Origin of the sequence: Acinetobacter sp. IK23 (assembly GCF_035615275.1) — a bacterium.
GTDB classification, from domain to species: Bacteria; Pseudomonadota; Gammaproteobacteria; order Pseudomonadales; family Moraxellaceae; genus Acinetobacter; species Acinetobacter seifertii.
Window position 1 is genome coordinate 23,549 of the sequence record NZ_JANBNX010000013.1, and the last position, 12,831, is coordinate 36,379.

The following is a 12,831-nucleotide window of genomic DNA, read 5'->3' on the forward strand; positions in this document are numbered from 1 at the left end:
AAGCTGACTATGACCAGCCTTGCGCATCATGCGACAGAAAACCGCTCTGTAGCCGAATTTACTGAACAGGCTTACTTGAATTATGCCATGTACGTCATTATGGACCGTGCATTGCCGCATATCAGTGATGGCTTAAAGCCTGTACAGCGCCGTATTGTCTATGCCATGAGCGAACTAGGCTTAAAAAATAGTGGTAAGCCTAAAAAATCAGCGCGTACTGTGGGTGATGTACTTGGTAAATACCATCCACATGGTGACTCGGCTTGTTATGAAGCCATGGTCTTAATGGCTCAGCCTTTTAGTTATCGTTATCCCTTAATTGAAGGTCAAGGTAACTGGGGAGCACCAGATGATCCTAAGTCATTTGCTGCAATGCGTTATACAGAAGCCAAGCTTTCGGCTTACAGTGAGCTATTGTTAAATGAGTTAGGTCAGGGCACAACTGAATGGCAAGATAACTTTGATGGTTCATTAAAAGAACCTATTACATTGCCAGCGCGTATTCCGAATATTCTACTCAATGGTACAACCGGTATTGCTGTAGGTATGGCAACCGATATTCCACCGCATAATTTACGTGAAGTGATTAAAGGAACGATTGCCTTAATTCGTAACCCACAAACTTCAGATGAGAAATTAGCTGAATATATTCCAGCTCCAGATTTACCAACCAAAGCTGAAATTATTACTCCGCCAGAAGAGTTGCTTAAAATCCAGACAACTGGTCGTGGTAGTTATCGCATGCGTGCGGTTTATACCGTTGAAAAGCATGAAATAGTGATTACCGAGTTACCATATCAAGTATCTGGCTCTAAAGTGATTACTCAAATTGCCGACCAGATGCAGGCTAAAAAGCTACCATTGGTGGTGGACATACGTGATGAGTCTGATCATGAAAACCCAACACGACTAGTGATTGTGCTGCGTTCTAATCGTATTGATGCGGAAGCAGTGATGAGCCATTTATTTGCGACCACCGATTTAGAGTCAAGCTATCGTGTCAATTTGAACATGATTGGTGAAGATGGTCGTCCTCAAGTTAAATCGATTCGCCGTATCTTGCTTGAATGGATCGAAATCCGTAAGAAAACGGTAACTCGCCGTTTGCAATATCATTTAAATCGTATTGAAAAGCGCCTGCATATTTTGGCGGGTTTGTTAATTGCTTATCTTGATATTGATACTGTTATTCGTATTATTCGTGAAGAAGATCAGCCTAAGCCAGTATTGATGGAACATTTCAATATTGATGAAATACAAGCAGAAGCGATTTTAGAGCTGAAATTACGCCATTTGGCAAAGCTTGAAGAGATGGAAATCCGTCACGAACAAGATGAGCTCGCTGCAAAAGCTGCGATTATTCGTGAACAATTGGAAAATCCTGAGTCTTTGAAAAATCTGATTATTGGCGAACTAAAAGAAGACGCGAAAAAGTTTGGTGACGAACGTCGTTCTCCAATTGTTGCACGTGCCGAAGCTGTTCAAATTAAAGAACAAGATTTAATGCCAGCTGAAGCGGTAACAGTCGTTTTATCAGAAGCGGGTTGGGTTCGTGCAGCAAAAGGCGCAGATGTTGATGCTGAAAACCTAAATTACCGTGCAGGGGATCAATATTTAAGCCATGCTGTAGGTAAAACCAATCAACGAGTTTACTTCCTTGATGAAACAGGGCGTAGCTATGCTTTACCAATTAGTAGCTTACCTTCAGCCAGAGGCTTAGGTGATCCATTAAGTTCGAAACTATCTCCAGCAAGTGGCGTAGCGTTTATTCAGGCTTATTTAGATGATGATGAATCTGAGCTAATTGCTGCAAGTTCAGCGGGTTATGGTTTTAAAACTCAAGTTAAACAGTTAGATACAAATGCCAAAGCTGGTAAGACATTCTTAACAGTGCCTGAGAAGGCAAAAGCTTTACCGCTTATCTCTGCACAAAACATGACACATTTGGCTGTGCTCAGCTCAGCAGGGCGTTTGTTAATTTTAGATTTGGTAGAATTACCAAATTTAAATAAAGGTAAAGGTAATAAGTTGATACAACTTGAAGCGAAAGAGCAGATTTTATCCATGACAACCTTGAACCTAGATGAAATAATTCAGGTGGTTGCAGGTCAACAACATCTGAAATTAAAAGGTGATGATCTACAAAAATACATGGGTAAACGTGCTTCGAAAGGTCAGCTCTTACCACGTGGATATCAAAAAGCAAATAAACTGTTGATTCAGAGATAAAGCTAGCGTCTGGCAACATAAATACGCTATATATGGCAACAAGTTCAAGCAGTGAACTGAACTTGTTGGTATTGAATAATGATTAAAAGGGCAGCAATTTGGAGTACGTAATTTGTACTCCATGCAAAAAATTTGACAGGGACAAATTGTCAAAACTTCTGTCTCATAATCTTGTTCGAAAGTGTCATGAATGTGCCAATAAGTTTTAAATATGTTCTGGCACCAAGAAGCTAAAGAATAGCTGGGGCATTGAATAACAGTTATTACTAAGGATTACGAATCGGAGATAATGGCATTATGGAAAAGATTTGGTTTGCAGAATACCAAAAGACAGGGATACCAGAAACAGTAGCATTGCCTGCAGAAAATACCTCAATTGTTGATATTTTTGAGCGTAATTTCCAGAAATTTGGTTCTCGTGATGCCTTTATCTTTATGGATAAAGCCATGTCATTTAACGAGTTGGAGCTTGCAAGCCGTAAATTCGCGACCTATTTGCAAAATTTGGGGTTAGCAAAAGGAACTCGCGTGGCAGTGATGATGCCAAACGTATTGCAGTATCCTGTAGTGGCTTTGGCGGTTTTCCGTGCTGGTTTAATTTTAGTGAATGTTAACCCACTATATACTGCACGTGAGCTTGAGCATCAGTTAAATGACTCAGGTGCTGAAGTTCTTGTCATTATCGAGAACTTTGCAAGCGTTTACCAAAGTATTTTAGGTAAAACTCCAGTCAAGCATGTTGTAGTTGCTTCTGTTGGAGACATGTTAGGTACACTTAAGGGTACTTTAGTCAATTTTGTTTTGCGTAAAGTGCGCAAACAAATTCCAGCTTGGAACATTCCAGGCCATGTTAAATTTAATAGTGCATTAAATAAAGAAAATCCAAGCAATTACAAACGTCCGAATTTAACTTTAAGCGATACAGCCGTGCTTCAATATACGGGTGGTACAACGGGTGTTTCAAAAGGTGCTGAGCTAACTCACCGTAATTTGGTTGCTAACCTTTTACAGTGTGATGGTATTTTCCAAAGTAAATTTGGTGCAAATGATGGGGCGAAAGGCGACCGTATTGTTTGTGCATTACCGCTTTATCATATTTTTGCATTCATGGTTTGTGCGATGTACGGTATGTACAAAGGACAGGCAAATATCTTAATTCCAAACCCTCGTGATTTACCTGCTGTAATTAATGAATTGCGCAAATATCAACCATCATTTTTCCCAGCAGTAAATACATTATTTAATGCTTTAGTCAATAATGAAGAGTTTAAGCAACTCGACCATAGCAATTTAAAAATGGCGATGGGCGGTGGTATGGCAGTTTTACCTTCTACAGCAGAAGCTTGGAAGAAAATTACGGGTACAACCATTATCGAAGGTTATGGTTTATCAGAAACTTCGCCAGTAGCAACTGCGAATCCACCGACATCGACTGAATTTAGCGGTACGATTGGTATTCCATTACCATTAACCGATGTTGCAATTTTGGATGATGATGGAAAAGAAGTACCTTTAGGTGAACAAGGCGAAATCTCAATCCGTGGTCCTCAGGTCATGAAAGGATATTGGAACCGTCCAGATGAGACCGCTAAAGTGATGACAGCCGATGGCTTCTTCCGTACTGGTGATATTGGTATTATGGACAGCCGCGGATATACAAAAATTGTAGACCGTAAAAAAGATATGATTTTGGTTTCTGGCTTCAACGTTTATCCGAGTGAAATTGAAGAAGTTATTGCTAAACATCCAAAAGTATTGGAAGTTGCAGCAATTGGTGTTCCAGATGAAAAATCAGGTGAAGTGCCAAAACTCTTTATTGTGAAAAAAGATCCAAGTTTAACAACTGAAGAAATTTTGAACTTTGCTAAAGAAAACTTAACAGGCTACAAACGCCCTCGTTATGTTGAGTTTATGGATGAATTACCAAAATCAAATGTAGGTAAAATTTTACGTAAAGATCTACGTAAGCCTGCATAATTCTTGAATAATAAAAAAGCGCCATAGGGCGCTTTTTTTATTATTAACGGTTTTTCATAAACCAGCGGTCTACATAAGGGCGACCAATTCCAACCATACCTACAAAAACAAGCATAGTGCCAAGTTGTAAACGCAGGTGAGTTAAATCAAGCTGACCATAACTCAGGTAATTATCTGCGAGGCAATATAAGCTAATTACAATCATCCAATGCCATAAGGTAAGCCTTTTAATACCTACAGCAATAAAGGCAATCGTTAAAATCACAAAGGTACCTAGTGTCGATTGCCAATTTAAATTTGCACAAATTACACTCAGTAAAAAAGCGACGATGGGTAATACAATTTTAAATATGAGGTCTACCTGAAGCTGATTCTTCTTTTGCTTTTCCAAGACATCAAACAATTCTTTTTGATCAGGTTGTTGCATACATAGCCCTATAAATCAGTGATGACATGCGATTGCATAAAATTTCAGGTAAAAACGATCAGTTATGATAGCATGATCAACAGTATTTTCAGTGATGGATGGCACTATGCACGGCATCAGCAGCATTATCTATATTATTTTAGTGGCATGTTTGCTGCCATACGCATTTACCGTAATTGCAAAATTTAAAGGCGGTTTTCAACCCGTCGATAATCAGAACCCAAGAGATTTTCTTGCTAATACAAAGGGTATCGCTGCTCGGGCAAATGCAGTACAACAAAACAGTTTTGAAAGTTTACCTTTATTTTTAACAGCTATTTTGATGGCTGAATATATGGTGGTGCCTGAATACTTTATTTTGAGATTGGGTTGGGCATATATTATTTTACGTATCATTTATGGCATCTGTTATTTATGTAATTGGGCAACTTTACGTTCGATTGTCTGGTTTTTATCATTATTATGTCCAATATTTTTGTTGATCGTGACAATTAAGCTGACTTGAGTGTCATTCTGTCACCATTCATATCAACTTTCGCGTGTGCGCATTGTATAATCGGCATCATTTTGATGATATCCACGTTATAATCGAGTGGATTTTACATCTGACTTCATAACGAAAGAGTATTGATATGAGTTACAGCAATATCCCAGCAGGTAAAGATGCACCAAATGACATCTATGTCATCATTGAAATTCCTGCAAATGCAGCGCCAATTAAATATGAAATTGACAAAGATTCTGATGCATTGTTTGTAGACCGTTTCATGGGCACAGCAATGTTCTATCCAGCAAACTATGGTTATGTACCAAATACTTTGTCTGAAGATGGCGACCCATTAGACGTACTTGTTGTAACTCCACATCCTGTTGCTGCTGGTTCTGTAATTCGTTGCCGCCCAGTTGGTAAATTAAACATGGAAGATGACGGTGGTATCGACGCGAAATTAATCGCAGTTCCACACGAGAAATTATCTCCACTTTACAAAGACGTGAAGGAATATACAGATCTTCCTCCATTGTTGATTAGCCAAGTTGAGCATTTCTTCAGCCACTACAAAGATTTAGAACCTGGCAAATGGGTAAAAATCAGCGGTTGGGAAGGTTCTGACGTTGCTAAAGCTGAAGTATTGAAAGCTATCGAAGCTGCTAAATAAGCTCTGATTTTATGAGCCTAGAGTGTCTCAATTGATATTCTAGGCTCAATAAAAAAACCTACCTGTGTTACCAGAGGTAGGTTTTTTTATGCTTGATAGATCTATGAATTAGAATAATTTCACAGGAATATCAAGGAAGATACGCCATTCGTTTGTATCACCGATGTACGCATTAGATTGGTAAGCATCACTTGCACGGTAGTAAGAGTTACGAATACGAAGACTTGCATCTTTAGCAAAACCACTTTGTACTGTGTATTTTACTTGGTTGAAGAATTCGCGCTCTTGAGCATCGTCAGTTACATTGCGAACTTTGATGTCCCAACCGTATACAAATGCAGTTGTCCAGTTCAAACCAGGTAATACACCTAATTTACCGAAATCAACATTGTATTGAATTTGTGCAGATTTCTCGTGGTTACCGATGAAATCAGACATATAAGAGTTTGGTAAATAAATACTTTGGAAGCCGTCAGCATTTTGACCATAGTCATAACCAACATTACCAGTGTTTTGTTGGTAAGCAAGCATAACACTGTGTGGACCAGTGTTATAAGTGGTAGAGAATGCCCAAATGTTGTTGGTTTTTTCTTCGCCAGCTACACCAGTGGCACCATAGTTAGGTGCTACTGTTCCAGTTGCTGAATAAGTATGTGCATTAGCATCAAACTTAGTGTGGTAGCCACTGAAGTCATAAGTTAATGAGCTGCCATTTGTTAAAGGCTGTTTAAAGTTCACATTAGCATAATGGCGTTCAAGCGCATTTTTGCTGTCTAAACCATAGTAAGAGGCATTTAAGTTATCATTGAACTTATATTTACCACCCCAAACGATTGCACGATCAAGGCCTCTGCCAGACGCATCGGCATCGGTATTAATTTGGTCAGACATTTGGTCTTTTGTGAATTTACCAGCAACTAACTCAAGATTCTTGATTTCATGGCTTGTTAATAAAGTACCTGTAAAATATTCAGGAACCATACGGCCAGTATTACTTGCTAAAACTGGTAAATCGAGTACTTGAGTACCATAGCGTACAGTCGTATTTGAGAAACGAGCTTTAACGCTACCGCCACCACGACCCCAATGGTCATAAGCTGAACCATCATTGTTTTTAGGAATCATTTGGTTGCCGGCATTTTTATTTTCACCGATTTTAAATGAACCATCACCAACAACGCCAACACCGAAACCAACGATACCAGGTGTAAAGCCAGATTCAAGATTTACAATTGCCGATTGAGCAAATGAGCTAGTATCTTTCGCGCCTTGTTTCTTGTCGCGAGTTAGATAACCTGTACGGAAGAGAATAGAACCGTTCGCATCTTCAACAAATCCTTTTGCCTCACTTTGCTCGCTTGCCTGAGCTGAGGAAATTATTGCCGCAGAAATGAGAACTGCTAATGTAAGTTTTTGTGCATTTAGCATATTTAAAGAACCTCATAAAAACGATAAATCCTGTGCCTTGTTATAATTCAGGGCCTAGGATTTCCATCAATTGTATAAGTAATCTATAAAAAAGATATATTTTTGTTGATTTTATTTTATATATGCTATGCAGAAATTGATTAATGTGGTACTGGATGTTTAGTAAATTTACTCATAGTGTTTTATACTTAATGTATTGTTTAAAATAAAAAAAGTAATTTATTTTTTAGTTGATTTTTACCATTTATTTTATATTCAAACTTTAAAAAATAGTTGATTCTTGTGTTCGTTTTTTGCTCTTTTTTGCTGGATATGTTTACTTTTTAACCTTGCTTTAAGTTGATTTTTTCGACGATTCATTTTAAACACTATTTGAAGTGTTGCAATGTAACGTTATTTTAAAAGTGCAATATATTAAGAACAAGTGTTATAAAAAGCCAATAATGATTTAGTTGAGCTGATCAAAATGAGTGCAATATTTTGCGTAAGTTTTGTGCAGTATCCTTTTTGTTTATATTGTTGGTTAAAAAAGGCCCAAAATAGTTCATTGACTTTAACTCACAAATAAATAAAGAAATAAATTAACCAAATATGCTCCCTCACAGAACATTACTAGGATCGCCTCCAATAATTTACATACTTTTTATATCTGGTCTTTAAATCTAAATAGAAAATTTACACACATCAAATGAATACTTCCAACCTCGGTAATAATTTCCGATAAGGGGTTTTTCTATGTTGAACATTTTTAGCTTTGCAATAATTTTGTTTTATTGTATTGTTTTTTATAAATATATTTTTATGAGCGTTAGGCGATATTTTTATTTTAAAAAGAATTTGATTTCAAAACTGATGCAGTGCAGCGATATCAAATATGGACTTGGCACAGCAATTGCTAAAGCTTAAGTAACAAAATTTGTTTAGTTCAATTAAATCGTGCGTTCATTGTGGGGGAGATCAAAATGATGAAATTTGCACTTAAAGCAGTAGCATTCGGCGTACTCACGGCAGGTTCAACCATGGTTATGGCTGAGGATGCTCCATCTTTTTATGGAATCACGGCAACAGGTAGTGTGGCAGCGACCACAGACTACCGTTTCCGGGGTGTTACTCAATCGTCAAATAACCCTGCCATTCAAGGCGGTTTCACTTTTTCTCATAAGTCAGGTGCTTATGTTGCGCTTTGGGGTTCAAGCGTTGACTTTAATACACCGGGTGTTTCAACAGAAACTGATATCTCTTTAGGTTATACAAATACGTTAAAACTTTCAGACACACTTGCGCCAACTTATGATGTTGGTGTTATTCGCTATGGATACATTGGTTCTGACTCAAAATTTACTAACCCATACAATGGTGATACTGGTTTTGACTTCACTGAATTTTATGGAAAATTAACATTTGCAGACTCTTTATTTAAAGGCGATGCACTCAGTGTAGGTGTGAACTATTCTAATGATTACTGGGGTCGCTCTGATGAGTTCTGGTATTTCAACGTTGGTTATTCAGCACCAATTGCAGACACAGGATTTACTGGACTTGCTTCAGTTGGTTATAACAAACTCAAAAACAAAGACTCTTTACTTGTAGTTGCAGGTGGACCAGGTGAAGATGATAGCTATATCGATTATAAAGTCGGCGTAAACTATAACATCTTGGGTATTGTTGCTGAGCTAGATGTTGTCGGTACAGATATTAGTACTTCTGGCATGACTGATGCTCAGAAAAAACCTTATGACACAGGTTTAGTGTTTAGTTTAACTAAAACATTCTAAGTTTGAATTTTAAAAAAGCGGGTGAATAACCCGCTTTTTTTAGTTTTCTATTTCAGAAAGTAGCTGTTTTAACTGGTCAAGCTCAATATCTGTAGCTTTAGACAGGAGCTTGCGTGGTAAGCCCGCAAAGACACCTTTTAGTTGTAAACCAGCTTTAATCGTTTTAGGTAAACCACCATTTACAATAAAGCGTAGTAGAGGAAGTTGCTGATAAAATGAATTCTGGGCCTGTTCCAATTCACCATTTTTTACATGTTCAATAAGCTGTTGAGGTCGCTAACCTAACAGGTTTGGTGCTGCTGTACACCAACCGCTTGCTCCCGCACATAAAGCTTCTAAAGCTAGAGGGTTACACCCGTTATAAAAAGGGAGTTCTCCTTTTGATAACTCATAAATTTTATGCATGCGCTGAATATCACCGCTACTTTCTTTCACCATCGTAATATTTGCAATGTTATTAAACATACGCACAATTAACTCTGGATACATATCAACACCACTGGTTGCTGGGTTGTTATAAATCATAATTGGTAGTGTGGTCGCTTGAGCAATTGCTTGATAATATTCAAAAATCTCTTGGTCTGTTAGCTTCCAGTACGATACAGGAATCACTATAAGTGCATCTGCACCATAGCTTTGCGCGACTTGTGCCTTTTTGATGGCTTGATCGGTGGTGAGTTCTGAAATTCCAATAATGACGGGCAAGCGTTTATTAATGCTTTCAATAGAAGTTTTCGCGACTAAACACCACTCATCCCATTCAAGATAAGCGCTTTCACCTGTACTGCCTAAAGGTGCAATCGCATCGCAGCCATTTGCAATCAGCAAATCCAGCATTTGTTTTAAAACATGAATGTTAATGGTGTTGTCATCAGAAAATGGCGTAACAGGGTAGCCAATAATGCCGTGTAGTTTCATGGTCGAAGTCTCTTTTTAAATACAGTCAGAATGTTTTTTCAAAGCTTTACGTGCGTAGTAAGCAAAGTTCACTTTGTTACGTTTATCGGTAGATACCCAGTCATGAGCTTCTGTAGCTAAATCGTGTGGGATCGGCTGAATTTGCCCGGCCGACATGGCTAAAAGTTGTAGTTGAGCTGCGCGTTCAATTAAAAGAGCCAAGTTGCAGGCTTCTTCAATGGTTTTTCCTGTAACCAGTTGACCGTGGTGAGACAACAAAACAGCGCGGTTTTTACCAAGAGCAGAGGAAATCAAAATACCTTCTTCATTGCCCACAGGAACACCCGGCCAATGGCCTACAAATGAGCAATCTTCGTAAAGTGCACAGACATCCATTTGAGAAATCATGAGCGGAATTTGAAGCATGGAAAGAGCCGCGACATGCGTAGGATGTGTGTGGATAATGCAGTTCACCTCTGGGTGTTCTTTATAAATCCATGTATGAAAACGGTTGGCTGGGTTTGCCATTCCTTCTTGATGGATGGGTTCTAAATCTTGGTTCACTTCAAGTAAGTTTGAAGCAGTAATTTCATCAAAACCTAAACCGAAATGTTGGGTAATAAAGGTTTCTTTATTTTCACTACGGCATGTAATTTGACCTGCCAAACCAGCATCATGGCCATGGTCAAATAAAATACGACAAGTGAGTGCAAGCTTTTGGCGGTCAGTTAAATCTGAGTCGCTAATCCACTTTTGCATGTCTTGCTGTGCGTGTTGCATCAGCTCTTGTTTGTTTACAGAAGCAGTCTTCATCTCTTCTCCAGTCCAAGTTGACCAAATTAAGTAGGTGAAGGCAGAATAGAAAACAACTGGATGAATCAATACATCCAGTTTTCATAAGTTATATGGTCCAGATGGGGCGAATATGCTAAGACCTTGGCAAGTACATTTTCGTATCGATGAAAGAGAAGAAAAACGGTTTTCCTAAAACTGACTAACTTGATTAGTCAGGAAATTTTAAGTGGCCGTTTAGGGCAGGGGACTATGTTGCCGGGGTCTCGTAGCTTGTCAAAAGAACTAGGAATTAATCGGAAAACCGTGCAGGCAGTTTATGAAGAACTAGAGGCACAAGGATGGTTGGTGACTCGTCCCCGAAAAGGCACATTTGTGGCAGATATTTTGCCTGAAAGTTCAATTGAGATAGAGCCAGCCTTTGAGAAAATAGAACAAGAGAAATCTCTAATTCAAAGGACTGCTGTCTATCCACATAACGATGGTGTGCCAGATCCACGACTTATTCCCTACGAACTATTTTCACGAGCCTATCGGCATGCACTGATTAAAATTACGCAAAACCAATACATGGGCTATGGCGACCCGCGGGGAATGATTGAGCTAAGACAAGCCTTACAACAAATGCTCTCGATGGAACGCTTTATGAATGTTGCCGCAGATGAGATTTGTATTGTACGTGGTAGCCAGATGGGAATTTTTCTTGCCTCTCGGGCATTACCTAATCGGCAGGGTGTTATTGTTGTTGAGGAGCTGTATTACCCTTCTGCTTTTAAAGCATTCCAATCAAATGGTTTTCAGGTCGTTTCTGTCAAATTAGATGAACAAGGTATTGTCATTGAAGATTTAGAACGGATTTTAAAAGAACATTCGATTGCTGCTATTTATACAACCCCGCATCATCAATATCCCACAACTGTCACGATGCCAATGAATCGCCGTCTTCAACTCTTAGAGCTTTCAAAAAAATGGGGCTTTTATATTATTGAAGATGACTATGACCATGAATTCCATTATGACAGTCGGCCTATGCCGCCCTTAGCAAGTTTGCCTCATTCTGAATTGATTATTCATGTGGGTTCATTGTCTAAAGTTTTTGCACCGGGTATTCGTTTGGGTTACATCGTGGCATCTTCACCAATCATTCAATCCATTACTGAAGATATTTTATTGATTGATCGGCAAGGCAATAACGTTACGGAACTTACTTTAGCAGATTTAATGCAGCGAGGTGAAATAAAACGGCACATTCGCAAAATGAAAAAAATATATCAGCTACGTCGAGACCATACCTTAGCTGAGTTTCAGCGAATTTTTGCAGAGAGTGTTCATATACAACGACCCGCGGGTGGAATGGCTTTATGGGTAAAGTTCCAGAAACCATTTACTCAAGATCAGCTTATACAGTTAAAAGATCTTAACATTGATACAGAGCATAAGTTTAAACAAAACGAGTCTTCTAATCGTTGTATTCGCTTGGGTTTTGCCGCTTTATCAGAGAAAGAAATCACTGCTTTAATCGAGAAGCTAAATGAGATTCTTAATAAAAGAACAGTGAACTCATAATCTGTTATTTCATTTTAAGAAAGCTCACTCTAATTGGTCTTTATACTTTTGAATTTCTGAGACAAAGCTAAGCAGGAACGGTGTGATTTGTGACTTATATTCTTCAGTATGTAGCATTTCAAAAATTTGTTCGGGAGATTTACTGAGAAGAGAGAAGCGTAAAAATAAATCTTCAAAAAAGTTGCTGCTCACTGTCGAAAGTACTCTTCTTAAAGAAACTAGCATGTCGTCACCGCGACTAGATGCATGAACTAGAATAATCGGCTTGTCTATAATTTCGGTACGGGAAACCATCCAATCAATTGCATTTTTAAGACCGCCCGGAATACAACGAATATATTCAGGACTTGAAATAATAATTCCATCTGCATCAGAAACAGATTTGATGAAATCTTCCACTACAGTAGGCGTTTTTTCTCCTTCATTATCTGGAGAAAAGATAGGCAGATTATTAATTTGATCAAAAACTGTAAACTCAATACTGGACGGTGCTATATCCCTCATTGCTTTTAATAGCGCCGTATTGGTAGATACTTTTCTTGCACTACCCGATATAGCCAAAATTTTCATAGCGTCCTCTTTT

The 12,831-nt window shown here is 38.4% G+C and carries 9 protein-coding genes and 2 pseudogenes; 6 read left to right on the plus strand and 5 right to left on the minus strand.

Going from position 1 to position 12,831, the window contains the following annotated elements:
• The first annotated feature begins 9 nt into the window (after positions 1–9).
• Both parC and MSG95_RS10765 read left to right on the plus strand, forming a co-directional pair.
• Positions 10–2,229 (plus strand): DNA topoisomerase IV subunit A, encoded by a 2,220-nt coding sequence (gene parC / locus MSG95_RS10760; protein WP_077165256.1) that lies wholly within the window; start codon positions 10–12, stop codon positions 2,227–2,229.
• A gap of 297 nt (positions 2,230–2,526) precedes the next feature.
• Positions 2,527–4,206, plus strand: a complete 1,680-nt coding sequence (locus MSG95_RS10765; protein WP_004699291.1) for a long-chain-fatty-acid--CoA ligase — start codon at positions 2,527–2,529, stop codon at positions 4,204–4,206.
• Positions 4,207–4,249: 43 nt separating this feature from the next.
• On the opposite strand, the gene MSG95_RS10770 is transcribed toward MSG95_RS10765, so the two are convergent.
• A complete protein-coding gene (locus MSG95_RS10770; RefSeq protein ID WP_077165255.1) occupies positions 4,250–4,633 on the minus strand; it encodes a hypothetical protein in 384 nt (127 codons plus the stop codon).
• A gap of 106 nt (positions 4,634–4,739) precedes the next feature.
• Here MSG95_RS10770 and MSG95_RS10775 point away from each other — a divergent pair, with 106 nt between their 5' ends.
• Together MSG95_RS10775 and ppa are read left to right on the plus strand one after the other, a co-directional pair.
• Positions 4,740–5,138, plus strand: coding sequence for an MAPEG family protein (locus MSG95_RS10775; RefSeq protein WP_039254267.1), 399 nt, complete (start codon positions 4,740–4,742; stop codon positions 5,136–5,138).
• 127 nt (positions 5,139–5,265) lie between these two features.
• Positions 5,266–5,790 carry an inorganic diphosphatase gene (gene ppa / locus MSG95_RS10780; RefSeq protein ID WP_077165254.1) on the plus strand — a complete coding sequence of 175 codons (525 nt, stop codon included), beginning with the start codon at positions 5,266–5,268 and terminating at the stop codon, positions 5,788–5,790.
• A gap of 108 nt (positions 5,791–5,898) precedes the next feature.
• On the opposite strand, the gene MSG95_RS10785 is transcribed toward ppa, so the two are convergent.
• Positions 5,899–7,218, minus strand: coding sequence for an OprD family outer membrane porin (locus MSG95_RS10785; protein WP_049066813.1), 1,320 nt, complete (start codon positions 7,216–7,218; stop codon positions 5,899–5,901).
• Positions 7,219–8,180: 962 nt separating this feature from the next.
• Here MSG95_RS10785 and MSG95_RS10790 point away from each other — a divergent pair.
• Positions 8,181–8,993 carry a TorF family putative porin gene (locus tag MSG95_RS10790; RefSeq protein WP_213033553.1) on the plus strand — a complete coding sequence of 271 codons (813 nt, stop codon included), beginning with the start codon at positions 8,181–8,183 and terminating at the stop codon, positions 8,991–8,993.
• A 39-nt stretch (positions 8,994–9,032) separates the two neighbouring features.
• Here MSG95_RS10790 and MSG95_RS10795 read toward each other — a convergent pair.
• Positions 9,033–9,911 (minus strand): annotated as a pseudogene (locus MSG95_RS10795) (dihydrodipicolinate synthase family protein).
• 15 nt (positions 9,912–9,926) lie between these two features.
• Positions 9,927–10,703, minus strand: a complete 777-nt coding sequence (locus MSG95_RS10800; protein WP_077165251.1) for an aldolase — start codon at positions 10,701–10,703, stop codon at positions 9,927–9,929.
• 112 nt (positions 10,704–10,815) lie between these two features.
• Here MSG95_RS10800 and MSG95_RS10805 point away from each other — a divergent pair.
• Positions 10,816–12,248 (plus strand): annotated as a pseudogene (locus tag MSG95_RS10805) (PLP-dependent aminotransferase family protein).
• Between the two features lie 24 nt (positions 12,249–12,272).
• Here the strand turns inward: MSG95_RS10805 and MSG95_RS10810 are convergent.
• Positions 12,273–12,818, minus strand: a complete 546-nt coding sequence (locus MSG95_RS10810) for an NADPH-dependent FMN reductase (protein ID WP_077165250.1) — start codon at positions 12,816–12,818, stop codon at positions 12,273–12,275.
• Positions 12,819–12,831: the final 13 nt, after the last annotated feature.